This window comes from Lentzea sp. CC55 (assembly GCF_021056325.1).
GTDB classification, from domain to species: Bacteria; Actinomycetota; Actinomycetes; order Mycobacteriales; family Pseudonocardiaceae; genus Lentzea; species Lentzea jiangxiensis.
In genome coordinates this window covers 1-23,033 of sequence record NZ_JAJCXE010000025.1, presented here as the reverse complement: position 1 = coordinate 23,033, position 23,033 = coordinate 1, and the positions used below count along the sequence as shown (strand labels likewise).

At 71.5% G+C, this 23,033-nt stretch carries 20 protein-coding genes; 9 read left to right on the top strand and 11 right to left on the bottom strand.

Translation table 11 applies throughout. The annotated features are described in order from the left end of the window. Nucleotides 1-17 precede the first annotated feature (17 nt). Nucleotides 18-1,565 (bottom strand): LCP family protein, encoded by a 1,548-nt coding sequence (locus L6E10_RS22145; protein ID WP_236221448.1) that lies wholly within the window; start codon nt 1,563-1,565, stop codon nt 18-20. Nucleotides 1,566-1,691: 126 nt separating this feature from the next. Here L6E10_RS22145 and rfbB point away from each other — a divergent pair, with 126 nt between their 5' ends. Together rfbB and rfbD are read left to right on the top strand one after the other, a co-directional pair. Then, on the top strand, nt 1,692-2,678 hold the full coding sequence (gene rfbB / locus L6E10_RS22140) for a dTDP-glucose 4,6-dehydratase (RefSeq protein ID WP_236221447.1): 987 nt from the start codon (nt 1,692-1,694) through the stop codon (nt 2,676-2,678). Beyond that, the gene (gene rfbD, locus L6E10_RS22135; protein ID WP_236221446.1) at nt 2,636-3,532 is read left to right on the top strand and encodes a dTDP-4-dehydrorhamnose reductase; all 897 of its coding nucleotides are present in this window, start codon (nt 2,636-2,638) and stop codon (nt 3,530-3,532) included. Before rfbB ends, rfbD begins: the two co-directional genes overlap by 43 nt. 231 nt (nt 3,533-3,763) lie before the next feature. Here the strand turns inward: rfbD and L6E10_RS22130 are convergent, their stop codons facing one another. The 5 genes from L6E10_RS22130 to L6E10_RS22110 are packed head-to-tail and all read right to left on the bottom strand — an operon-like array spanning nt 3,764 to nt 9,371. Beyond that, the gene (locus L6E10_RS22130; protein ID WP_236221445.1) at nt 3,764-4,855 is read right to left on the bottom strand and encodes a glycosyltransferase family 1 protein; all 1,092 of its coding nucleotides are present in this window, start codon (nt 4,853-4,855) and stop codon (nt 3,764-3,766) included. Further along, entirely contained in the window at nt 4,856-7,342 is a 2,487-nt protein-coding gene (locus L6E10_RS22125; protein WP_236221444.1) for a glycosyltransferase, read from the bottom strand. 3 nt (nt 7,343-7,345) lie between these two features. Next, nucleotides 7,346-7,897 (bottom strand): hypothetical protein, encoded by a 552-nt coding sequence (locus L6E10_RS22120; protein WP_236221443.1) that lies wholly within the window; start codon nt 7,895-7,897, stop codon nt 7,346-7,348. After that, complete coding sequence (locus L6E10_RS22115; protein WP_236221442.1) at nt 7,894-8,469, bottom strand: hypothetical protein; 576 nt, start codon at nt 8,467-8,469, stop codon at nt 7,894-7,896. Before L6E10_RS22115 ends, L6E10_RS22120 begins: the two co-directional genes overlap by 4 nt. Beyond that, complete coding sequence (locus L6E10_RS22110) at nt 8,469-9,371, bottom strand: glycosyltransferase family 2 protein (protein WP_236221441.1); 903 nt, start codon at nt 9,369-9,371, stop codon at nt 8,469-8,471. Before L6E10_RS22110 ends, L6E10_RS22115 begins: the two co-directional genes overlap by 1 nt. Before the next feature lie 20 nt (nt 9,372-9,391). Between L6E10_RS22110 and L6E10_RS22105 the strand changes: the two genes are divergently transcribed. The 3 genes from L6E10_RS22105 to L6E10_RS22095 all read left to right on the top strand — a co-directional run bounded on the left by L6E10_RS22105 (nt 9,392) and on the right by L6E10_RS22095 (nt 12,468). Then, nucleotides 9,392-10,378 carry a glycosyltransferase family 1 protein gene (locus L6E10_RS22105; protein WP_236221440.1) on the top strand — a complete coding sequence of 329 codons (987 nt, stop codon included), beginning with the start codon at nt 9,392-9,394 and terminating at the stop codon, nt 10,376-10,378. 68 nt (nt 10,379-10,446) lie between these two features. Continuing rightward, on the top strand, nt 10,447-11,574 hold the full coding sequence (locus tag L6E10_RS22100) for a glycosyltransferase family 1 protein (RefSeq protein ID WP_236221469.1): 1,128 nt from the start codon (nt 10,447-10,449) through the stop codon (nt 11,572-11,574). A 48-nt stretch (nt 11,575-11,622) separates the two neighbouring features. Further along, nucleotides 11,623-12,468 (top strand): glycosyltransferase family 2 protein, encoded by an 846-nt coding sequence (locus L6E10_RS22095; RefSeq protein ID WP_236221439.1) that lies wholly within the window; start codon nt 11,623-11,625, stop codon nt 12,466-12,468. Between the two features lie 455 nt (nt 12,469-12,923). Here L6E10_RS22095 and L6E10_RS22090 read toward each other — a convergent pair whose 3' ends face one another. Then, nucleotides 12,924-13,328, bottom strand: a complete 405-nt coding sequence (locus L6E10_RS22090; RefSeq protein ID WP_236221438.1) for a hypothetical protein — start codon at nt 13,326-13,328, stop codon at nt 12,924-12,926. Nucleotides 13,329-13,429: 101 nt separating this feature from the next. On the opposite strand from L6E10_RS22090, the gene L6E10_RS22085 reads away from it, so the two are divergent. Together L6E10_RS22085 and L6E10_RS22080 are read left to right on the top strand one after the other, a co-directional pair. Then, complete coding sequence (locus L6E10_RS22085; protein WP_236221437.1) at nt 13,430-14,497, top strand: sugar phosphate nucleotidyltransferase; 1,068 nt, start codon at nt 13,430-13,432, stop codon at nt 14,495-14,497. Then, nucleotides 14,490-15,371, top strand: coding sequence for a DNA-3-methyladenine glycosylase (locus L6E10_RS22080; RefSeq protein ID WP_236221436.1), 882 nt, complete (start codon nt 14,490-14,492; stop codon nt 15,369-15,371). The genes L6E10_RS22085 and L6E10_RS22080 overlap by 8 nt, the downstream gene beginning before the upstream one ends. Here L6E10_RS22080 and L6E10_RS22075 read toward each other — a convergent pair. The 4 genes from L6E10_RS22075 to L6E10_RS22060 are packed head-to-tail and all read right to left on the bottom strand — an operon-like array spanning nt 15,368 to nt 18,949. Next, nucleotides 15,368-15,895, bottom strand: coding sequence for an NUDIX hydrolase (locus L6E10_RS22075; RefSeq protein ID WP_236221435.1), 528 nt, complete (start codon nt 15,893-15,895; stop codon nt 15,368-15,370). The genes L6E10_RS22080 and L6E10_RS22075 overlap by 4 nt on opposite strands. Further along, nucleotides 15,892-17,214, bottom strand: coding sequence for a coenzyme F420-0:L-glutamate ligase (locus tag L6E10_RS22070; RefSeq protein WP_236221434.1), 1,323 nt, complete (start codon nt 17,212-17,214; stop codon nt 15,892-15,894). Before L6E10_RS22070 ends, L6E10_RS22075 begins: the two co-directional genes overlap by 4 nt. After that, nucleotides 17,207-18,160 carry a 2-phospho-L-lactate transferase gene (gene cofD / locus L6E10_RS22065; RefSeq protein WP_236221433.1) on the bottom strand — a complete coding sequence of 318 codons (954 nt, stop codon included), beginning with the start codon at nt 18,158-18,160 and terminating at the stop codon, nt 17,207-17,209. The genes L6E10_RS22070 and cofD overlap by 8 nt, the downstream gene beginning before the upstream one ends. Before the next feature lie 33 nt (nt 18,161-18,193). Beyond that, nucleotides 18,194-18,949: a site-2 protease family protein gene (locus tag L6E10_RS22060; protein WP_236221432.1), complete on the bottom strand. Its 756-nt coding sequence runs from the start codon at nt 18,947-18,949 to the stop codon at nt 18,194-18,196. 245 nt (nt 18,950-19,194) lie between these two features. On the opposite strand from L6E10_RS22060, the gene L6E10_RS22055 reads away from it, so the two are divergent. Further along, nucleotides 19,195-19,500 (top strand): WhiB family transcriptional regulator, encoded by a 306-nt coding sequence (locus L6E10_RS22055; protein ID WP_051784712.1) that lies wholly within the window; start codon nt 19,195-19,197, stop codon nt 19,498-19,500. A gap of 31 nt (nt 19,501-19,531) precedes the next feature. Beyond that, nucleotides 19,532-22,702 carry a glycosyltransferase family 2 protein gene (locus tag L6E10_RS22050; protein ID WP_236221431.1) on the top strand — a complete coding sequence of 1,057 codons (3,171 nt, stop codon included), beginning with the start codon at nt 19,532-19,534 and terminating at the stop codon, nt 22,700-22,702. Nucleotides 22,703-23,033: the final 331 nt, after the last annotated feature.

The following is a 23,033-nucleotide window of genomic DNA, read 5'->3' as shown; positions in this document are numbered from 1 at the left end:
GACCGTTACGCGGGGTTTCAGTTCACGCAGACCAGTCCGCCCGCCGTGATCGGCGGGGTGCTGCTCGAGGTCGCGGCGGACGAGGAGCCGGGGACGCCCTGCAGGTCGACGTCCTCGGAGTCGTCGGGCGGGGTGTAGTCGCTGCCGACGAAGACCTGCACCTGTCCCTTTCGGACGGACGCGTCCTCCTCGACCTTCGTGCTCGCGCCGAGCTCGGCCGCCACCCTGCGGGCGGAGCCCTCCTCGCCCGGCGCGTGCCGCACGACGGTGGTGTCGCTCGCCTGTGGCGCCGACGACACGGGTCCGCGCTGGAAGCCCTTGGCCGCCAACGCGTTCATCACCTCGGCCGCCAGGCCCTGCACGCCGGCGGCGTTGAGGACCTGCACGGTGATCGACGAGGCCGGCGGCGCGGGGAGCTGAGAAGTCGTCGTGACCGGGGGCGGGCTGCTCGCCGTCGTCCTGTCCGCGGCCAGGGTGGTGAGGAACTTCTTGACCTCGGCGGCGTTCACCGGCAGCACGTTGCCGTCGCTGTACGTGTCCGTCGGTTCGCCCACCGGGATCGTCTTGAACTCGATGTTGCCGCCCACGAGGCCCTGCATCTGCTCGGCGAACGTGGTGATGTCCCAGCCCGAGCTGAGGATCACCGACCTCTGCACGGCCTCGACCAGCCCGTTGAGCTTGGTCGGGTCCGTCAGCGTGCCGGTCGACAGCACCTTCTTCGCCAGCGCCCCGATGAACACCTGCTGGCGCACGACCCTGTCCAGGTCGCCGCCGGGCAGGCCCTTGCGCTGCCGCACGAACGACAGCGCCGACACGCCCTCGATCGTCTGCGGTCCCGCCTTGAAGTTCGCGCCGGAGTCGCGGTCGGCGGTGTCCTCCTTCAGGCACACCTCGACGCCGCCGATGGCCCTGGTGACCTCGTAGAAGCTCGCCAGGTTGACCTCGGCGTACCGGTCGATCCGCACCTGGTTGCCGGACAGGCCCTCGATGGTCTTGATCAGGGTCTTGCGGCCCGCGGCCATCGACTCGGTGCGGATGCGCGCCTCGTCGGTCACCCCCTGCGCCCGCAGCTCCTGGTCCACCGTGTTGCGCTGGCGGGCGAACGCCGAGTTGATCTTGTGCTTGCCGAAGCCGTCGGCGATCTCGACGTAGGAGTCGCGCGGGAACGAGATGGCGACCGCGCGCGTGCCGTCGACCGGGATGTGCACGAGGATCACCGTGTCGGTGTTCTGCTCGCCGTCGGGGATGCCGCCGTTGAGCAGGGCCAGCGCCTCCTGGGACAGCGGGTTGCCCTGCGCGTCCGTGCGGCTGTCCATGCCGACCAGCAGGATGTCGACCGCGCCGTCGAGCGGCTTGGGACCCTGCTTGGTGAGCTCGTCGGAGATGACCTCGGTCTTGACGATGCCGTCGTTCGCCGTCCGCAGCCTGTTCCAGCCGTAGGACGTGACGACGAGCACAGCCGACGACACGAGCGCCACGAAGATCTTCCCCGCCACCAGGAAAGCGCGGAAAGCCGCCGACGGCCGGGCTCCCGTCACCCCGACCGGCAGACTTCTGCCTTCCACAGCCGTTCCCTCCCCCACAACCACCAGTCTAGTTCTTTATAGGTCAGACGACGTGACGTTGCTGTGGGTTGCAGCGATTGCGTACGTGGAAGACTGCGAGCGGGGAACTCCACGGGAGGAAATGGCATGCGCGTACTGGTGACAGGTGGGGCCGGGTTCATCGGCTCGCACTACGTGCGGGAGTTGGTGAGCGGGTCCTACCCGGCGTTCGCCGGTGCCGAAGTGGTGGTGCTCGACAAGCTCACCTACGCGGGCAGCGAGACGAACCTCGCGCCGGTCGCGGGCAAGTTCGAGTTCGTCCGGGGCGACATCTGCGACGCCGCCGTGGTCGCCGAGCAGATGCGCGGCACCGACGTCGTCGTGCACTTCGCGGCCGAGTCGCACGTCGACAGGTCCATCACGGGGTCGGCCGACTTCGTCCTCACCAACGTCCTCGGCACCCAGACGCTGCTCCAAGGCGCCCTCGACGCGGGCGTCGGCCGGTTCGTGCACGTCTCGACGGACGAGGTCTACGGCTCGATCGAGGAAGGCTCCTGGACCGAGACGCACGTCCTCGAGCCCAACTCGCCGTACTCGGCCTCCAAGGCCTCCTCGGACCTGCTGGCCCGCGCGTTCCACCGCACCCACGGGCTGCCGGTGAGCATCACGCGGTGCTCGAACAACTACGGTCCGTACCAGTTCCCGGAAAAGGTGATCCCGCTCTTCGTCACCAATCTGATCGACGGCGAGAAGGTGCCTCTCTACGGCGACGGTCTGAACGTCCGCGACTGGCTGCACGTCGACGACCACTGCCGCGGCATCCAGCTCGTCGCCGAGGGCGGCCGGCCCGGTGAGATCTACAACATCGGCGGCGGCACCGAACTCACCAACCGCGAGCTGACCGAACGGCTGCTGGCCGCGACGGGCCGCGACTGGTCGGCCGTCGAACCGGTGCAGGACCGCTTGGGCCATGACCGCCGCTACTCGGTCGACATCTCCAAGATCTCCTCCGAGCTGGGCTACGCGCCGCGGGTGGACTTCACCGCGGGCCTCGCGGACACCGTCGAGTGGTACCGCGAGAACCGCGCCTGGTGGGAGCCGCTCAAGCGCCGCGCCGCGCCGGCGAGGGGCTGAGGGCGTTGATCCTCGTTCCCGGAGGTCGTGGCCAGCTCGGCCACGACCTCGCCGCACTGTCCGCCGACGTCCGGGCGGTGTCCTCCGCCGAGCTGGACGTCACCGCGGTGACGGCCGCCGACCTGGCCGGCGCCTCCGCGGTGGTCAACTGCGCCGCCTACACCGCCGTCGACGCCGCCGAGACCGACGAGGAGCGCGCGTTCGCCGTCAACGCCATCGGCGCCGGGCTCCTCGCCGAGGCGTGCGCCACCGCGGGCATCCCGATGGTCCACGTGTCGACGGACTACGTCTTCTCCGGTGACGGCACGCGACCCTACGAGCCGTCCGACCCGGTGGGCCCGAAGTCCGCCTACGGCCGCACGAAGCTCGAAGGCGAACGCCGCGTGCTGGAGGCCGGCGGGTACGTCGTGCGCACCGCGTGGGTGTACGGCGTGCACGGCTCGAACTTCGTGAAGACCATGGCGGCACTGGAGTCCTCGCGACCGACTCTGTCCGTTGTGGACGACCAGGTCGGCTCGCCGACGTGGTCGCGCGACCTCGCGGCCGGTCTCCTCGAACTGGTGTCGGTGCTGCCCTCGGAGCGCCTGCTGCACGCGACGGGCGGCGGTGAGACGACGTGGTTCCGCTTCGCGCAGGCGATCTTCGAGGAGCTGGGCGCCGACCCCTCGCGCATCCGGCCCTGCACCACGGCCGAGTTCCCGCGACCCGCCCCGCGACCCGCCTACTCGGTGCTGTCGGGGAACTCGTGGGCGAAGTCGGGACTGCGCCCGTTGCCGCAGTGGCGCAGCGCCCTTTCGGAGGCGTTCCGGGCCGGCGTCGTAGCTCCTCGTGCCGGTGCTGCGCCATTGGGGTGACCGGTCTGGCACGGCTGTTGCCGGTGCGGCAGCCTGTCGGCATGTTCGATTCCGGGCGCACACCTCAGCGTCCCGCGACAGAGGATTCCGAACGGCAGCGCTTCCTCAAGTGCGTTGCCGTCGTCACGGACTCGCGACAGGTGTCGATGAGCCAGCTCGACAAGCGTTCGCCGAGGCCGCACTCCCGGTGAAGGACGGGGGCGCCGGGGTTTCCGGCGCCCTGCGGCGAGTTCAGGAACGGCTGCGCCGGTACGCCTCGACGGTCTTCTCCGCGCACCGCCGCCAGGTGAACCCGGACGCGTGCGCCCGGCGTCCGGACTGGGCCTCGGGGGTGGCAGGAGCCGCCACGGCCCTGGCGAGCCCGTCGGCGAGCGCCTCGACGTCCCCGACCGGCACGTGCAGCGCGTGCCCACCGGCGACCTCGCGCAGGGCGGGCACGTCCGAGCACACCACGGGAACGTTGCAGGCCAGCGCTTCCAGCACCGGCAGGCCGAAGCCCTCGTCCCGCGACGGCAGCACCAGCGCCGTCGCCCCGGCCACCACCGACCGCAGGTGCACGTCCGAGAGGTACCCGGTGCGCAGCACCCGTCCGTCCACACCGGACCGGCCGGGTCCGACGATCACCAGCGGTGGCAGCGACGGGTCGGAGGCGTGCGCCTCGGCCAGGTACCCGAGGCCCTTGCGCGGTCCGTCCGCACCCACGAACAGCAGGTACTCCGACGGCAGGCCGAGCCGGCCGCGCAACGTCGTGGACGGCGGCCGTGCGGCGAACCAGGCGGGGTCGACGCCCAGCGGCGTCACGACGATCTTCTCCAGGGGCACCGAGAACCGGTCCGCGACCACGGAGGCCACGGCCGCGGTGGGCGTGCAGATCACGTCCGCGCGCTGGGCCGAGAGCCGGACCAGCTCCGGCAGCCGGCGGTCCGACGGCGGCAGGTCGCCGGGGGCGTCGAGGAACGCCAGGTCGTGGATCGTGACGACCTTGCCCGCCCGGATCGTCGGTGGCAGCACGAAGTTCGTGGCGTGCATGACGTCGGTGAACCCGGCCAGCACCTCGACCGGCGGGAACGGGGCGTTGAGCCACATCTGGCGCAACGCCCGTGCCGCGACGGGCAGGCCGCGCGCCGTCACGTCGTGCGGCAGCACTGTTCGCAACGCGCGCCAGCCGCGCAGGGTGAACGCCACCGCCCGGACGTCGACCTCCTCCGGCATGGACGCCAGTTCTTCGGCCAACGCCGCTGTGTAGCGGCCGATTCCGGTGCGGTGCCCGAGCAGAGGGGTGCCGTCGAGCAGCACCTTGAGGGGTTTGCGGGATCTCGCCATTTACCTGCCACCACGCGCGATCTTGCGCAGACGCCCCGTCGCCCGCTTGGCCAACTCGGTCGGGCCGCCCGCGTCCAGGTACTCGCGCACCAGTTGCAGGTCCCGCTTCACCTTGTCCGCCGTGCTCAGCTCCGGTGTGCGCACCATCGGTGCGGAGCCGGGCAGACGGTCCGCGGCGGGCCTGGGGTTGCGGCAGAACTCCGCCAGCGGCGCGAGCGCCGTCTCCCAGGTGAACCGCTCACGGACAACGGCGATGCGCTCGCGGCACGCGGCCGCGAACTCCTCGTCGTAGAGCACCTTCTCCAGCGCGTCGGCCAGCGCCTCCGGGTCCTCCGGTGGCACGACGACGCCCAAACCCTCGCGCAGCACCAGGTCCGCGAACGAGTCGCCGGACGTGGTGACGATCGGCAGACCCGCCCACAGGTAGTCGAGCACCCGCGTGCGGAACGCGAACGTGGTCTCCACGTGCTCGTAGTGCGTGGTGACACCGCAGTTCGCGTCGAGCAGCCAGTTCTGCCGCTCGGTGTAGGGCACCCAGCCGTCGTTGAAGAACACCGTCTCGCCGGTCAGCCCCAGCTGGGCGGACAGGGCCCGCGTCCGGCCCGCGATGTCCATGTCCGGGACCTCGGGGTTCGGGTGCTTCATGCCGAGGAAGTAGAGCTTCGCGGACGGCTGCCGCTCGCGCAGGTGGCCCATCGCCTCGATCAGCGACAGCGGGTCGAACCAGCTGTAGACGCCACCGGCCCAGATCACGACCTTGTCGGAGTCGCTCACGCCGGGCACGACGCCCTTGATCGCCGGGCCGGTGCGCTGCGGCGGCTTGCCCGACAGTCCGAACGGGACGATCCCGAGCAGCGACTGCGTGGTCGGGTCGTTGTCGTACAGCGTCGGCGTCAGGCGGCCGAGCGCCGCCAGGTGGCCGAGCCAGAAGTGCCGCTGCCGCTCCGACGCGCACAGGAAGAAGTCGCCGCGTTCGAGCTGCGTGTTCAGGACCCTGGTGACGGTCTCCAGGTCGAGGGCGCGCTTCTCGTCCGTGTCGTCCTTGCCCTGCTCCAGCAGTTCCAGGTGCATCGGGTCGTACATGTCGCAGACCACGATCTTGGTCGACGACGCCTTCTTGAGCTCGCTGACCATCTCCAGGGCGTGGCCCTGCAGCACGACCACGTCCGCCCACTCGACGTGCGGCGGCAGCTCCTTCGGCCGGGCGCGCTCGACGGCGAACGGCGCGTCCGGCGGCGCGCACAGCGGGTTCGTCGTCACCAGGCGGACCTGGTGCTCGCCGGACAGCACGTCGGCCATGTGCCAGGCGCGGATCGCGGGACCCGCCATCCGGTCGGAGATCGCGTCCCCGGTGATCACGAGGATCTTGCGCGGCTTGCCGAACACGTCGTCGAGGCCGAGGACGTCGACGAGGATGTCGTGCGCCGCGAGGTAGCGCGGCAGCGGGTACGCGGGCTCCAGGGCCTTGCGCATCAACGGGACCAGGTCGGTGTCGGACAGCCGGCGCGCGGCCTGCTCGACCTTGCGCGACTCGGCGAGCGACGGCATCTGCTCGACGAACTGGTCGATCGCGAGGAACCCGGCGAGCGCCTGCCGCGACATCCCGACCGGCTCGCGGTCCTGCGCGGGGTCGGCCGGCCTGCGGGTGATCTCCAGCTGCGTCGGGTCGATCTCCCCGCGCGCGGTCGCCCGGCGCACGCACAGCGCGAGCGCGGCCGGCAGCACCTTCGCCAGCGTCTCGTCGGAGAAGTTCTTGTACAGCGACATGAGCGCGTTGCGCTCCAGCAGGTACAGCTCGCGGCTGTGGTCGATCGTGCTCATCGACGCGTGGTGGCGGTGGTACGTGAGCGACGCCGGTTCGTAGCGGACCCGCCAGCCGCGCAGGTTGAGCCGCCAGCCCAGGTCGACGTCCTCGTAGAACATGAAGAACCGCTCGTCGAACCCGCCGAGCTCGCGGTAGAGCTCCGCGCGCACGAACATCGCCGAGCCGGTGCCGAACAGCACGTCCTTCGCGCCGTCGTGCGAGCCGTCGTCGTCCTGGCCCGCGTGGCGCTTGTAGCCCATGCCGAACCAGGTCAGCCCGCCGTCGACGAAGTCGATCTTCTCGCCGTCCCAGTCGAGGACCTTGCTCGCGACCGAACCGACCGCGGGCTCCGCGTGGAACACCCTGATCGCGGCCTTGATCCAGTTCCGGTCCGCGCGGGCGTCGTTGTTGAGGAACGCGAGCACGCCGCCCCTGGCGTGCTCGACGCCGAGGTTGCAGCCGCCGGCGAAGCCGAGGTTGCGCTCGGAGGTGATGATCTCGGCACCGGGCAGGGCGGACCTGAGCCGTGCGGTGTCGTGCGCCTCGTTGTCGACGACGACCACCTGGAGCAGCTCGGCGGGGTAGTCCACCTCGGCCAGCCCGCGCACGCAGGTGATGGTGTCCTCCGCGCCGCGGTAGTTGACGACGACGACGGACACGACGGGCAGTGAGGATCGATCCACGCGCTAAGCCTGCCTCATCACTCTGCGCGCCCGCAGTGTGGTTGCACAGATCAACAGCAGCAGGACGGCGGCGGGCACCCCGAAGACCCACTCGCCGGACCAGTCGTTGCGGTCGGCGAGCAGCGGCTTCATCAGCGGGTGGCGCAGGACGGTGGCCGGACCGGGCGGCATCCTCTTGTCCTGCTCACCCCGCACCACGATCCGCAGCTCGGCGCCGTCGGGGCAGGTGACGTGGTGGGCGAACACCGGGTTGTCCGGTCCGGGGACCTCCTCCACGCTGGTGATGACGCACGTCTGCCGCGTGGCCAGGACGTCCATCAACGCGCGGTGACCGTCGCCGACGAGCACCGCGGTGCCGGGGATCACGACCATGAACGCGGGCAGCACCAGCCACGCCGGGCCGAGCTTGCCGACGCCCCACGCGAACGCGAACGACAGCAGGCACGCCGGTACCAGCACCACGAGCTGGTACTCCTCGGGCACGACGGCACCCAGCACGACCGCGGCGGCGATCGCGGCGAGCCCGACCACGACGAGCGGCACCGGCCGCCTCACGGCCGCTTCCTGATCAGCCAGGCGACGGGAACGAGAAGAATCATCGCTACGGGGACGCCTGTGACCGGTAGGAGGTTCCACCGCAAGTCGTCGGCCCACACCGGCCGCAGCGGCGGCCCGACGAGCACCTCGGCCTCGCGCACCGCCAGGCGGTCGTCCCAGTCGCGGTCCAGCTCGACCTCGCCGCTGCGGCACGTCAGCACGTAGTCGACCGACGGGTACTTGGCGGACGGGTGCTCGTCGGTCCCGGCGACGACGCAGCGCTCGGCGTGCCCGATCCGCTGCATCAGCACGCTGTGCACGCCGAACGTCAGCAGGAACGGCGCCAGCAGGCCGAGGACGAACGCGGGCAGGGCGACCCACCTGTTCTCGGCGAGCCCGCTCACGCCGAGGGCGTAGGCGAGGCCGCCGACTAGGGCGACGAACACGAGGCCGCAGGTCAGCGTGACGCTGAGCCCGACGCCGGCCGCCAGCGCGACCAGACCGCCGCTGACCAGCAGCAGGGCGAACCGTCGCGGCACCGGCGAGGTGTCCGGCCGGTGGAGCGCGCGGGGCTCGCGGCCGCGTGGCATCAGCGGCCCGCCCAGTCCTGCCAGACGCGGCGGCGGGGGACCTCGGTGGTGATCCTCACCCTCTGGAGGAGCGTGGCCGGGAGCCGCAGCAGGACCTCCCCGACCACGCGGGCGCGCAGGCCCGGGCGGAAGTTGGCCGCGTCCGGGACGCCCTTGCGGAACGGCAGCAGCACCGTGATCGCGACGAACCGGGCGAGCTGGGTGGCCGCGACGCCCGCGGGGGCGCAGCGCAGCAGCATCAGCAGGCGGTTGCGCTCGTTCCAGCGGTGGAAGAGCACCGAGCCGGGACGCGTGCTGGCGCCGTGCCTGTGGCGGACGCGCGCCGGCCCGACGGAGATCACGCGGTGCCCGGCCAGCCGCAACCGCCAGGCCGTGTCGGTGTCCTCGTAGTAGCAGAAGAAGCTCGCCGGCACGCCGCCCACGGCCCTGAGCACGTCCGTCCGGAGCAGTGCCGCGCCTCCGCAGAACCCGAACACCTCGCGTCCGGCCAGCACGACGTCCCTGCCGTGGCCGTCCGCGGTCAGCGCCACGCCGACGGACTGCGTCGAGCCGTCCAGGAGCAGGATCGACGAGGTGGCGGCCGCTGCCAGGGGGTCGGCTTCGAGAGCGCTCTCCAGCTCGGCCAGCCACGACCGGTCCGGCGCCGCGTCGTCGTTGAGCCACGCGACGTACGGGGTGTCCACCCTGTCCAGGACGGCCGCGAGCCCGCCCGCGTAGCCGAGGTTGCGCGGCAGCCGGACGACCTCGTGCCCGCCGAGCAGCTCGGCCGTGCCGTCGTCGGAGGCGTTGTCCACGATGATCGTCCTGTGTGGACTCTTCTGGGCGGCGAGGGCGTCCAGGCACGCCTTGACGTGGTCACGGCCGCGCCACGTCACGACCACCACGGTGCTGAGAGCGGACACGGCGTGAGACGGTACGCGACGTGCCCGAGCTAGTAGTGCTGACCGAGCAGCTCAACGCCCCGGTCCCCGGCGGTACCGGCCGCTACACGGCGGAGCTGCTCCCGGCGTTGGCGAAGACCGCCCCGGACGGCTGGTCCGTGACGACCGCGGCGACGGCCCGCGCCGACCGCGTGATCAGGGTGCCGCGCCGGGTGCTCGTGGCGTTGTGGGAACGCGGGCTGCCACCTCGGCTCGGCCCGCACGTGCACGCCCCGACGCCACTCGCCCCGCTGCCGGGGGCCGTCGTCACCGTGCACGACGTGGTGCCGTGGACCCATCCGGAGACGTTGACCCCGCGTGGCGTCGCGTGGCACCGCAAGGTGATCTCCCGTGCGGCGCGTGAGGCCCGTGCGCTGGTCGTGCCCACTCAAGCGGTTGCGTCTCAATTGGCGGAGTGCGTTCGGGTCGAGGTGCCGGTGCACGTCGTGCCAAACGGCGTGACACGGCTCGTCAGCGCTTCACGGCCTGATGACCTGCCACCGTCGTACGTGCTCGCGGTGGGGACGATCGAGCCGCGCAAGGGCTTCGGGTTGCTGGTGCGGGCGACCGAACGGCTGCGGGTGCCGCTGGTCGTGGTCGGCCCGCAGGGCTGGGGCGACGTCGACCTGCGCGCGCCGCACGTGACGTTGCTGGGCAGGGTCTCCGACGAACGGCTCGCCTCGGTGCTGGCCGGTGCGACGGTGCTGGCCGCCCCCAGCCTGGCCGAGGGCTTCGGGCTGCCGCTGCTGGAGGCGATGGCCGCGGGCGTGCCCGTCGTGCACTCCGACGACCCGGCCCTGGTGGAGGTCGCGGGAGGTACCGGAACCGTCGTGCGGCGGGGCGACCTGGCGTCGTTGACGGAAGGATTGCGGGCCGTTCTGGCGGATCCTGGTCACACCGTCTCGGCCGGTCGCACCCGTGCGGGCGAGTTCACCTGGGAAAAGACGGCGGAGGGGGTCTGGGCGGCCCACGCTGTACGAGCGGATTAGCGCATTCTCGCTCGGCGCTTTCCCCGATGACATTACGCTAGCTGATCGTGCCGAGTGCCGAACCCAGCGTGCTGATCGACGCCACCGCGATCCCCGCAGACCGTGGTGGCGTCGGCCGTTACGTGGATTCGCTCGTCGCGGCGCTGGACGCGGACGGCACCAAGCTCTCCGTCGTCTGCCAATCACGGGACGAAGAGCTGTTCAGCAAGATCGCGCCGAACGCCCGCGTGATCCGCGCCGCCGACGCCGTCGCCACCAGGACGGCCCGCCTGGCCTGGGAGCAGACGACGCTGCCCCGCCTGGTCCGCGTGCTCGGCGTCGACGTCGTCCACTCGCCGCACTACACGCTTCCGCTGGCCAGCAAGGCCGCCTCGGTCGTGACGCTGCACGACGCCACCTTCTTCACCGACCCGGTGCTGCACTCGTCGGTCAAGGCGCGCTTCTTCCGCGCGTGGACCCGGGCCTCGCTGCGCCGCGCCGAACTCTGCGTCGTCCCGTCCCAGGCGACCGCCGACGAACTGGTCCGCGTCGCCGCGGCCGACCGCCGGGTGCTGCACATCGCGCAGCACGGCGTCGACACCGAACGCTTCCACCCGCCGTCGCCGGACGAGATCGCCGCCGTCCGCCGCACCCTGTCGCTGGCCGACACCCCGTACGTCGCGTTCCTCGGAGCCCTGGAACCGCGCAAGAACGTCCCGGCCCTGATCCGCGGCTTCGCGCAGGCGGTCGCCGGCCGCACCCACCCGCCCGCCCTGGTGCTCGCGGGCCAGCCCGGCTGGGACAGCCAGGTCGAACGGGCGCTCGACTCCGTCCCGCACCGCATCCGCGTGATCCGCGCGGGCTACCTGCCGTTCGAACAGCTCGCCGGCTTCCTCGGCGGCGCCGAGATGGTCGCGTACCCGTCGCTCGGCGAGGGCTTCGGCCTGCCGGTGCTGGAGGCGATGGCGTGCGGCGCGTGCGTGCTCACCACCCGGAGGCTGTCGCTGCCGGAGGTCGGCGGCGAGGCGGTCGCGTACTGCGGCGTAGGGGCGGGGGACATCGCGGCGGCGATCGCCGACCTGCTGGACGACCCGGCCCGCCGCGCGTCACTCGCGGCCTCGGGGCAGCAGCGCGCCAAGGACTTCTCGTGGGCCGTGAGCGCCGAGCGCCACCGGCTCGCCTACGACCGCGCCGCGGTGGTGCGCCGCCGCAAGTGACCCCGGTGCCGCACAGGGCCGTCGGCTGACGGCGCTACTGTGTCGCGCGTGAACTACGGCGACGGACTTGGTGTCGTGACGGTCACGTACTCGCCGGGCGAGACGCTGGCTCCGTTTGTGGACACCCTCGCGAAGGCCACTTCCCGCCCGGTGCGGGTGGTCCTCGCCGACAACGGCTCCACCGACGGCGTGCCGGAGGCGGTCGCGGCGTCCCGGGACAACGTGGAGTTCGTCCCGACCGGCGGCAACCTCGGCTACGGCGGCGGCGCCAACCGAGGCGTCGCGGCCCTGGGACCCGACATCGGCTGGGTGCTGATCTCCAACCCCGACATCGAGTTCGCTCCCGGCAGCGTCGACGCGCTGCTGGAAGCCGCCGAGCGGTGGCCCCGCGGAGGGATGTTCGGGCCGTTGATCCGGGAGCCCTCCGGGGAGGTCTACCCGTCCGCCCGGTTGCTGCCCTCGATCGGACGCGGGATCGGGCACGCCCTGTTCGGGTCCGTGTGGAAGTCCAACCCCTGGACGCGCGCCTACCGGCAGGAGTCGGAACCCGTCGAGCGGACGGCCGGGTGGTTGTCCGGGTCCTGCTTCCTGATGCGGCGCGAGGCTTTCGACGCCGTGGGCGGGTTCGACGAGAAGTACTTCATGTACTTCGAGGACGTCGACCTGGGGGAGCGGGTCGCCGCCGCCGGGTGGGACAACGTCTACGTGCCCGACGCCGAGGTCGTGCACATCGGGGGGCACTCGACCGCTCGGGCTTCCGCCCGGATGCTGAGGGAGCACCACCGGAGTGCTTACCGGTACCTGGCTGATCGGCATCCCGGGGTGCTCTGGGCTCCGTTCCGGGTGGCTTTGAAGGCCGGGTTGGCTTTGCGGGTGAAGATTCTCACCCGGTGAGTGGCTGTTCTACTGCTCGGGGCTCCGCCCCGGACCCCGCCGATCTGATCTGAAGCCGGGCCGGCGCCGGTCGCGGGTTGATGGCACGCCTGGTGCGTTGGGCGGCTTGCTGTTGCGTTGGTGGTTGCGTTGGTGGGGTGTCTTGGAAAGACGGCTCGCCTTCGGCATCGCGGGGTCGTCTGCGTGCGGCTGGGCGCTGGGTCTGACCGCTCGCCTACGGCGTCGCGGTGATTGCACGTGGCTGGGCGTCTGGTCTGACGGCTCGCCCACGGCATCGCGGTGGTTGCGTGCGGCGGCGCGCTGGGTCTGCCGGCGTCGGCGTTCTGTCGCGCCGGACTGTCAGACCTGCCGAGTACGTTGGGTCGCGGGGGGTCCTGATCCACAGGGGACGCCTGCGTCAGCTTGCGCGGCCGCGCCCGTCGTGCGCGTTCCGGCCTGCGCGGGTGCGGCAGAGCTCACATGTCGCCGCTGAGCCGTTTCGACAGCGAGTTGCGGTTCTGCTGGTGGTTCGAGACGGTCGGGATCATGCCCGGCTGGACGACCTGGGTGATCTCCGCGTCGTCCTTGTGCTGCGGCTGTGCGGGCATCGGCTGCGTGGGCATCTGGGGTTGCTGCGGCTTGTGCGGCTGCTGCTGGTGCGGGGGGCGCTGGGGGTGCTGGTGCTGACCCATCTGCGCTGGTTGCAGGATCATGGTGGAGTCCGGGTCCCGGCGCGGGTCCATGGCGTTGACCAGCGTTCGGGGGATCTGCTGGGTGTCGGACGCGTCCATGGGGGACGTCATGTTGTCCGGCGTCACGATGTTCCGCCCACGTGCGCGGGCGCGGGCGAGCATGGCGTCGGCCCGGTCGCGGGGGTCCATGTCGGATTTTGCTCCTTGCCGGGACCAGATCCCGTATGACGATCTGCTTCGTGTCAGAGTATTCCGTCGAACGGCTCGCTGTAACGCGGAGGAGGAAAAAGGTGCACGGCGTCGAAGCTGTGGTGCTGGTCGGGGGCAAGGGCACCCGTCTTCGCCCGCTGACCCTGTCCGCTCCCAAGCCCATGTTGCCGACCGCGGGGGTGCCGTTTCTGACGCACCTCCTGTCGCGGATCAAGGAGGCAGGCATCACGCACGTGGTGCTGGGGACCTCGTACAAGGCCGAGGTGTTCGAGGAGTACTTCGGGGACGGGTCCCGGCTCGGGCTGGAGCTCGAGTACGTGGTCGAGGAAGTGCCGCTGGACACGGCGGGGGCGATTCGCAACGTTGCGGACAAGCTGCTTGAGCCCGATGTGATGGTCTTCAACGGCGACATCCTCTCGGGGGTCGATCTGACGGGGATCGTGGACACGCATCGCCGGCACGAGGCCGATGTGACGCTGCACCTGGTGAAGGTGCAGGACCCCAGGGCTTTCGGGTGCGTGCCGACGGACGACGAGGGGCGTGTTCAGGCGTTCCTGGAGAAGACGGAGAACCCGCCGACGGACCAGATCAACGCCGGGTGCTACGTGTTCCGGCGTGAGGTGATCGACGCGATTCCCGCCGGGCGGCCGGTGTCGGTGGAGCGCGAGACGTTCCCCGGGCTGCTCGAGTCGGGCAAGCGGTTGCAGGGCCACGTGGACGCCACGTACTGGCTGGACCTCGGCAAGCCGGAGGCGTTCGTGCAGGGGTCCGCGGACCTCGTGCGCGGCGTTGCGCCGTCTGCCGCGGTTGCACAGCCCGGCGACTACCTGGTGCTGGAAGGCTCGGCGGTGCACGAGGGTGCCACGGTCAAGGGTGGCAGCACGGTCGGTTTGAACTGCACGGTCGCAGAGGGGGCCGTGCTCGACGGCGCGATCCTGTTCGACGGTGCGGTTGTCGGCGAGGGTGCCGTTGTGGAGCGTTCGATCGTGGGCGCCGGTGCGCTCGTGCAGGCCGGTGCGGTGCTGCGGGACGCCGTGGTCGGCGACAGCGCCGTGATCGGTGCCCGGTGTGAGCTGATCGGCGGGGCGCGCGTGTGGCCGGGTGTGGTGCTGCCCGAGGCCGGCGTGCGCTTCTCGACGGATGCCTAGCAGAGCCTGGACACCACCGTTCCCACTCGACCTGGGCGCGGTGCTCATGCCGCTGCGCCGCGGACCCGGCGACCCGTCCTTCAGCGCGGAGGGCGGCGTCTGGTTCGCGGCGAACACGCCGTGCGGTGCCGGAACGGTGCACATCAGGAGCGTCGGCGGCGAAGTGCTGGCGGAGGCCTGGGGTGAGGGCGGGCAGTGGCTGCTCGACGGGCTGCCCGCCCTGCTCGGCGCGGACGACCCGGTGGACGAGTTCGTCGCGCACCACCCGGTGGTCGCCGAGTCGAGGAGACGGCGTCCGGGACTGCGGCTCGGGTCCACCGGACGCGTCTGGGACCTGCTGTTCGCCTCGATCCTGGAGCAGAAGGTCACCGGCGTGGAGGCGTTCCGGACGTGGCGCGAGCTCGGCCGGCGGTTCGGTGAGAGCGCTCCCGGGCCGAAGCCGCTGAAGGTTCCGCCGACGCCGCAGCGGTTGCTGGCCCTGCACGACTGGGAGTGGCACCAGTGCGGCCTCGACGGCGCGCGCCGCCGGACGCTGGTCAAGGCGGCGCAGGTCGCGCACCGGCTGGAGAAGGCCGCCGAGATGCGCAGCCGCGAGCTGCTCGAGAAGGTGCCGGGAATCGGCGTGTGGACCTCCGCCGAGGTGGCGCAACGGTCCTGGGGCGACCCGGACGCGGTCAGCGTCGGCGACTACCACGTCGCCAAGAACGTCACGTGGGCGCTGACCGGCACGCCGGGGGACGACGACGCCATGATGGAGCTGCTGGCGCCGTACCAGCCGCAACGCCACCGCGCCGTCCGCTACCTGCTGGCGGCCGGGCTGACGAGGCCGCGGCGGGCACCGAGGTTCTCGCCGCGCGACTACCGCGGGTTCTAGCGCAGCCGCGCGAGAGCGCTCTCGATCAGCGGGTGCAGGTCGTCCACGTTGTCGGGCAACCCGTCCAGCGGCCACCACTGCAGGTCGACCGACTCCGCCGACCGCGCCGGCTGCGCGCCGACGGGGGCGCGGACCAGGAACCGCACGTCGAAGTGGCGCGTCGGCTTGCCGAGCGAGCACGTGATCGGGTGCACGTCGAGGTGGATCGGCGTCGGCTCGATGCGCAGGCCGCGCATGCCGGACTCCTCGGTGGCCTCGCGCAGGGCCGCGGCGGACAGCGACACGTCCTCCGGCTCGCAGTGGCCGCCGAGCTGGAGCCACCGGCCCACCCGCGGGTGCAGCGTCAGCAGCGCGTGCTCGGCGGTGGCGTCCAGGACCAGTGCCGAGGCCGTGAGGTGCCCTGGTTCGCAGGAGCGCAGGCAGGCGTCCTCGCGGGCCGCCAGGAAGCCCAGGTAGGCCTCGCGCAGGGCGTCCTGGCCGGAGAACCGGCTCAGCGTCGAGACGGCGTCGGCGTGCAGCGTCACAGTTCGACCAGCCCTTCCAGCGGCTCGCGCGGGACGAGCGGCTCGACCGGGTGGCCGACCGCTACCGCGCCCAGCGGTTCCCAGTCACCGGGGACACCCAGCACGGAACGCACCACGTCCGCGCAGAAGATCGTCGACGACACCCAGCACGAGCCGAGGCCCTCGGCGGCCAGCGCCACCAGCAGGCCCTGCACGGCGGCGCCGCCGGCGACCGTGAACATCGTCTTCTCGGCTTCAGCCCGGCGCTCGTCGGGGTAGCGGTGCGCCCCGTCGCGCACGAGGAACGGCACCACGACCTCGGGCGCCTCGACCAGCAGGTCGCCGCGGCGCACCCGGCGCGCGATCTGCTCGGGCGTGAACCCGTCGGCGCGCAGGTCGGTCTCCCACTGCTCGCGCATGGCCCGCAGCAGCTCGGCGCGCTTCTCCCGCACCAGGACGAACCGCAGGGGCTTCGTGTGGTGCGGCGCGGGCGCGGTCAGCGCCGCACCGACAGCACGCTTCAGGACGGCGAGATCGACAGGCTCGTCGGAGTAGAACCGCACGGACTTGCGCAGCAGCACGGCCTCCGCACGGCCCTGCGCCAGCGCCTCCTCCGTGCCGAGGCGGAACAGGTCCTCCTCGACGGGGCGGTTCAGGTCGCGCGCGGTGGAGCCGTCGTCGACCACGTCGAACCCGCGCAGCACCGCCACCGGAACCCCGCCGAGCTTGCCCTTCACGAGGTCGGCGGCCGCCGCGATCTCGTCGGCCACCGCGACCAGCGTCACCGCGAGCTGGTTGCCGTGCTCGTCCACCGAGCCCGCGTAGTCGTGCAGCACGCGGATGCCGGACGAGCCGATCGCGGCGTCGGTCTGGCCCATCCGCCACGCGCGGCCCATCGTGTCGGTGACCACCACGGCCACCTCGACACCCAGCGCGGCCTTCACCGCGGCGCGCAACGAGGCCGCGGAACCGTCCGGGTCGACCGGGAGCAGCGCGATCTCGTCGCCTGCCACGTTCGAGGCGTCGACGCCGGACGCGGCCTGCACGATGCCGAGCTTGTTCTCGGTGATGAGCGTCCGCATCTTGCGGGCGAGCACGCGCACCGACTCGGCGTCGACGTGCTCACGCCGGATCCTGTCGCGTTCCTCGGGATCGGCCGGCACGCGGACCAGCCGTCCTTCCACTTTGGACAGGACTTTGGAGGTGACGACCAGCACGTCGCCGTCGCGCAGCCAGGGCGCGGCGGTCACGATCGCGCCCGCCAGGTCGTCGCCGGGGCGGAACTCCGGCAACCCGGTGACCGGCAGCAGCTCCAGTGCCGCGGCGGCGTGGTCAGCCAACGTCGACCCCGGCCAGGTCCAGCGCGGCGCGGGCCATCTGCGCCGTGGCGTCCACATCGGACATCAGCAGCGGGACCGCGCGGACCGCGACACCGGGGACGTCGGCGCGGTCGCCGGTGTGCACCAGCCACGCGTCGAGGATGCCGTCCTCGGAGCACTTGCGGGAGCCGTAGTGCCGCCCGACCGCCTCGGCCGAGGTCTCGAGACCGATCGCGTCCAGACAAGCGTCGGCCATGCCCCGCAAGGGCTTCCCGCCGATGATCGGCGACAGGCCCACGACCCCGGCGTCGGTCTTGCGCAACGCGTCGCGCACCCCGGGCACGGTGAGGATCGTGCCGATGCTCACCACGGGGTTGGACGGGGCGAGGACCACGGCGTCGGCCTCGCCGATCGCGTCCAGCACGCCGGGACCGGCGGTGGCCGTCTCGGCGCCGACGAACGCGAACGACCTCGCGGGCACGGCGGCGCGGTGCTTGACCCACCACTCCTGGAAGTGGATCGCCTTCTGCTCGCCGTCCAGGTCGACGACGACGTGCGTCTCGACCCTGTCGTCCGACATCGGCAGCAGCCGCACGCCCGGCTGCCACCGGTCGCACAGGGCCTCCGTCACGGCGGACAGCGGGTACCCGGCGCGCAGCATGCGGGTGCGGACGAGGTGCGTCGCGATGTCGCGGTCGCCGAGGCCGAACCACGTCGGCTCGGCGCCGTACGCCGCGAGCTCCTCCTTGACGGTCCACGACTCGCCCTCGCGGCCCCAGCCGCGGTCGACGTCGATGCCGCCACCGAGCGTGTACATGCAGGTGTCGAGGTCAGGGGTGATGCGCAGCCCGTGCATCCACACGTCGTCACCGGTGTTCACCACGGCGGTGACGTCCGCTCCGAGTGCTTTGAGTCCCTGCAGGAACCTGGCGCCGCCGACCCCGCCGACGAGTGCTACGACCTTCACGCCCGCCCATGCTTCCACAGCGCCGGATCGCCCTCACAGGTAGCGCCAGAACGAGAACGTGTCGGACCCGACGTAGGCCGCGAAGGTGTCGCCGCCGACGAGCTCGAACACCCAGGCCGAGACCTGGAAGAAGAGCCGGCTGACCGCGCTGAAGCCGATCAGCACGGCGAACAGGACCAGCGGCGCCCACGGCCGGGCCTTGGCGCCGAACCGCTGCGCCTCGTAGGGCAGGAACGGCTCGATGGCGCCCCAGCCGTCGAGGCCGGGGATCGGCAGGATGTTGAGCACGAACGCGAACACCTGCAACAAAGCAAGGTACGAAATGGCGGCGGCGAGGGCGGCGGGCGGCGAGAAGATCGCCACGACGAGCGCGAGCAGGACGCCGATCACGAGGTTCGACAGCGGTCCCGCGAGTGAGACCAACGACTCGACCCGCTTGTTGCGCAGGGCGTGGTGGTTGATCCACACCGCACCGCCCGGCAGCGGGATCCCGCCCATGACCAGCAGCACCAGCGGCAGGACGATGCTGAGTACGGGGTCGGTGTAACGGCGGATGTCGAGGGTCAGATATCCCTTGTCGCGCACGGAGAAATCGCCGCCCTTGTACGCGACGGCGGCGTGCCCGAACTCGTGCAGGCACAGCGTCACCGCCCACCCGGCGAGGACGAAGAGGATCGTGCCCGAGATGACGGCCACTTCCCCTTCGAGCAGGGTGAGAACAGCTCCAGCGGCCGTCACCGCGAGCAGGCCGAGGAACAGCGGACTGGGGCGCACTGCTGATCGCTTCACCCCTCCAGTGTGGCGTGCCGGCCGGCCTTCTGGGCCGTTCGAGGACGGGTTGCGGCACATGGATCACTGTCTGTGCTGCACGTCAAGGTTTGAGCGGCCAATCGCGGGAATATCCCCCGACGTGTGGACTCCGCTTGACCGCCCGCTGTGACGCAGGTGTAATCACATCGGTGTCATTCGTCGTTGTGGGAGCGGCGTCTGGCGTCCGCCAACCGGGGAGAGCGGAAGGCGAGGAGGCGGACGAAATGCAGGAATTCGAAGAGCTCGAAGAAGATCACGTCACACAGCCGGTGGTGCAGGGCGAGCTGTCGTACCTGTTCGACCCTGCGGATGAGCAGGATTGGCAGGAGCGCGCGCTGTGCGCGCAGACCGATCCGGAGGCGTTCTTCCCCGAAAAGGGCGGATCGACTCGGGAGGCCAAGCGCATCTGCCTGGGCTGCGAGGTTCGTTCGGAGTGCCTCGAGTACGCACTCCAGCACGACGAACGCTTCGGCATCTGGGGCGGTCTCAGTGAACGGGAACGCCGCAAGCTGAAGAAGCGAGCTGTCTAGAAGCGTGATCTTCTTGCCTTAACTTGGGGATGTGACAAGTCCTCACCCGAGGCTCCGGACAGCGCCGGTGCTGTGCGTCCTGGTCTGCCACGACGGCGACCAGTGGCTCAGCACGGCGCTGTCGGCCTTGCGGCGCCAGCGAATTCGTCCCCGGCACGTGATCGCGGTCGACACCGGATCGACGGACCGGACGGCAAAAGTCCTGGCGGAGGCGGAAGATCTGCTGGACGGGGTGCTGACCGCGCCGCGCGGCACGGGCTTCGGCACCGCCGTGCGCATCGCGGTCGAGCACGCCGTCGAACGCTGGGGTGATCCCGGCAGGTGGCTGTGGCTGGTGCACGACGACAGCGCGCCCGAACCCGACTGCCTGGCCGCGCTGCTGACCGCGGCCGAGGTGTCCCCGTCGGCTGCCGTCCTCGGTCCGCTGTGCCTCGATTGGGTGGATTCCCGTCTGGTCGTCGAGGCCGGTCTGTCGACGGATTCTTCAGGACATCGACAGACGGGCCTGTCCTCGGCGGAACATTCCGCGACGTTTCAGCAGAGCACCGAGGTTCTCGCCGTCTCGTCTGCGGGATCGCTGGTCAAACGTGAGGTTTGGCACGCCCTCGGCGGTTATGACGAAGCGATGCCGCTGCTGCGCGACGACGTCGACTTCGGGTGGCGAGCCAATCGCGCGGGTCATTTGGTCCTGTGCGTACCCGTCGCACGCATGCGACATGCGCGCGCCGCAACCAAAGGCGCACGCCGTTTGGACGCGGCGATGGCGCGACCCGGTCCGTCATTTCGAGGCGTCGACCGGGCGCACGGCATGCGTACTTTCTTGGTCAATTGTTCCGGGCTGTCGTTCCTCGTCGGGCTTCCGCGGCTGCTGTTGTTGTCGTTGCTGCGCGCTTTGGGCTTCCTGCTCCTCCGGCGTTTCGCCGACGCACACGCCGAGGTCGGCGCCGCCCGCTACCTCCTGACGAGGGGCCGTTTGCTCGAAGGCCGCCGCGCCCGCCGCGGCTCCGCGGTCGTCCGCGGCCTCTTCACCAGCAGAATCACAAGACTGCGCAACGCGATCCGCGCCGGAGCCGCGTTCCTGGTCCGCCGCCGCCTCGAAGCCGACGCCGCCCTGGGTCGTTTGCCCGCAACCGATTCGAGCGCGACCTGGCTGGAACCGTCCGAAGTGGACCCGCGTCCCGTCGGTCCGCCGGCGTTGCCCGCCGGCGCGTCCCGCGGCCGTCCGCGCGTCGCCGGTCTGCGCCGCCCCCCGGTGGTCGTCCAGGTGGAGGCGGCCGTTCCCGGTGCGCTGCGACCTTCGCCGCGCCCGCGCCCGTCGCCGGGTCCGCGCGCCACGTCCGGGATGGTCTTCGTCGAGGTCGACCAGTCGCGGATGCTCCGCAAGCTGCTGCTCGCGCCTCCCGTGCTGCTCCTGCTCGGGCTTGCGGTGGTGGCCGTGGTGGCCAACTCCTCCCGCCTCGGTCTCGACCTCGCCGGTGGCCGCCTGCTGCCCGTCGGCTCGGTGGGCGAGGTCTGGTCGACGTACCTGGCGTCGTGGCACCCGGTCCACGGCGGCACCGCGGCCCCGGCCCCGGCAGCCTTGGCAGTCCTGGGACTGGTCCCCGGCGGCCCCTCGTTCGCCGTCGCACTGCTGTTGCTCGGCGACATCCCCCTCGCCGCGTTGTCCGCCTACATCGCGTCACGCGGCATGCGCGTACGGCGTTCCGTGCGCGCGGTGATCGCCGCCTTCTACGGCCTGCTGCCCGTCGCGACCACTGCCGTGTCCGAGGGTCGTCTGGACGTAGTCGTCGTCCACGTCGTGACGCCCGTTGTCTTCGCGGGCGTGTATGCGGTCTTGCGCGCGTCGTCCACCCACGCCTGGTTGCCCATGGCGTCCGGCACCGCCATCGGTGTCGCCGTGCTGGGCGCCTTCTCGCCGCTGACGCACGCGGTGGTGATCGTCGGCGCTCTCGCGGGCTTCATCGCCGTGACGGGTGGCGCACGCCGTATCGCGGCTTTGTTCGTGATCGTGCTTCTGCCGATGGCGTTGCTTCTGCCGTGGCCGGCCGTGCTGCTCCAGCACCCGGAGATGGTGCTGAACGGCCTCGGCGCGGCCTTCGACTCGCCGCCGCCGAACCTGATCGTGTGCTCGGTCTTCGTCGCGGCCGGGTTCGCGGCGGCCGTGCTGCGGCCGAACCTCTCGATGCTGCCCGGCCTGATGGTGATCGTGCTGGGCGTCGGGGCTCTCGCCGCCGTGGCCGCCGTGGGGGCGTGGCCGGGGACGCCGCTGGTGATCCTCGCCTGGGGACTCGTGTGCGTGGTGCTCGCCGGGTGCCAGCGCGGTGTGACGCCCGGTGTGGCCGGGCGAGCTCCGGTGCGCCGGGCCGTGTACGTCGTGGGCGTCGTCACGCTGGTCAGCCTCGGGATCGCCGGGGTCCTGGACCTCCGGACCGGGCCGTTGAAGGCGGACGGCGGGCTGGCCCTGAACGCGTCGCTGACCGCCGAGCTGGAGCGGAGCGGGCGGTCGGTGCTGGTCCTCGGCTCGCCCGCACGTCAGGTCGCGGGGCGGATGCCCGCGTTCGGGGACGACGACCTGGTGCCGACCGTGTCGTCGCCCGCCCGGCTGCGGCGGTGGAACTCGTCGTTGCTGGACGGGGCTCCACCTGCGGTGAAGGTCGCTTTGGCCCAGGCCGCGTCTTCCGGCGTGGCGTTCGTGGTGCTGCCCTCCCAGGAGGCCGCAGCGCGGGTCGCCTCCGCTGCCGGCGAACTGGTGTCGGTGGCGCCTCCGGCCTCGGACGGGCGCCCGGTTCTGCGCGTCCGCCTGGCCGCGGACACCGGCGTGCTGCTGGCGCCCGACCTGGCCCGGCGGGCCAGGACCGGCGGGGAGCCTCCCGCCGAGCCTGCCGCGAGCGGCGTGGCGCCGGTCAACGTGTCGCTGCCCGAGGTGGCTGTGCGGGTTTCGCCTGGTGGGGAGGGGCGGGTGCTCGTGCTGGCCGCTGAGGACGAGCCCGGGTGGCGGGTCTTCGTGGACGGGACCGAGGTGCCTGTCGTGCGGGCTTGGGGGCATCTGGTGGGGGTGCCGTTGCCCGCCGGTGGGGCTGAGGTCACTGCGTCGATGTCGACCGTTTTGAGGGATCTTCTGTTGTTGGGGCAGGGGGCGGCTGGGCTGTTCGCCTTGTTGACCGCTGTTCCTTCTCGGCGGCGGGGGGTTTCTGGGGTGTAGGGATGGCGGGTTTGTGGGTGGTTGCGTGGTGGTGGCGGGCGCCTGTTTACCGCTCGGGGCTCCGCCCCGGACCCCGCCGATCTGATCCGAAGCCTGGGCCTGCGCCGGTCGTGGGTAGATGGCACGCCTGGTGCGTTGGGCGGCTTGCTGTTGCGTTGGTGCTTGCGTTGGTGGGGTGGCTTCGTCACGAGCCGGGCCGGAGCGAGCCACACCCGAGGAGGGGTGTCAAACCGCCGAAGAGCGTGGAGTTGTCCCTGAGGTCCGGACATCTTGATCCCTGACAGCTGGGTTGTCGGGGGAGAGGATGTCGTTGTGCCTGGTGTGTCGAGTT

Bases quoted from the DNA above. Each gene is read 5' to 3' on its own strand.
- rfbB (WP_236221447.1), top strand. From the start codon at position 1,692: ATGCGCGTACTGGTGACAGGTGGGGCCGGGTTCATCGGCTCGCACTAC.
- L6E10_RS22130 (WP_236221445.1), bottom strand. From the start codon at position 4,855: ATGGCGAGATCCCGCAAACCCCTCAAGGTGCTGCTCGACGGCACCCCT.
- L6E10_RS22115 (WP_236221442.1), bottom strand. From the start codon at position 8,469: ATGCCACGCGGCCGCGAGCCCCGCGCGCTCCACCGGCCGGACACCTCG.
- L6E10_RS22090 (WP_236221438.1), bottom strand. From the start codon at position 13,328: ATGGACCCCCGCGACCGGGCCGACGCCATGCTCGCCCGCGCCCGCGCA.
- L6E10_RS22080 (WP_236221436.1), top strand. From the start codon at position 14,490: ATGCCTAGCAGAGCCTGGACACCACCGTTCCCACTCGACCTGGGCGCG.
- L6E10_RS22055 (WP_051784712.1), top strand. From the start codon at position 19,195: ATGCAGGAATTCGAAGAGCTCGAAGAAGATCACGTCACACAGCCGGTG.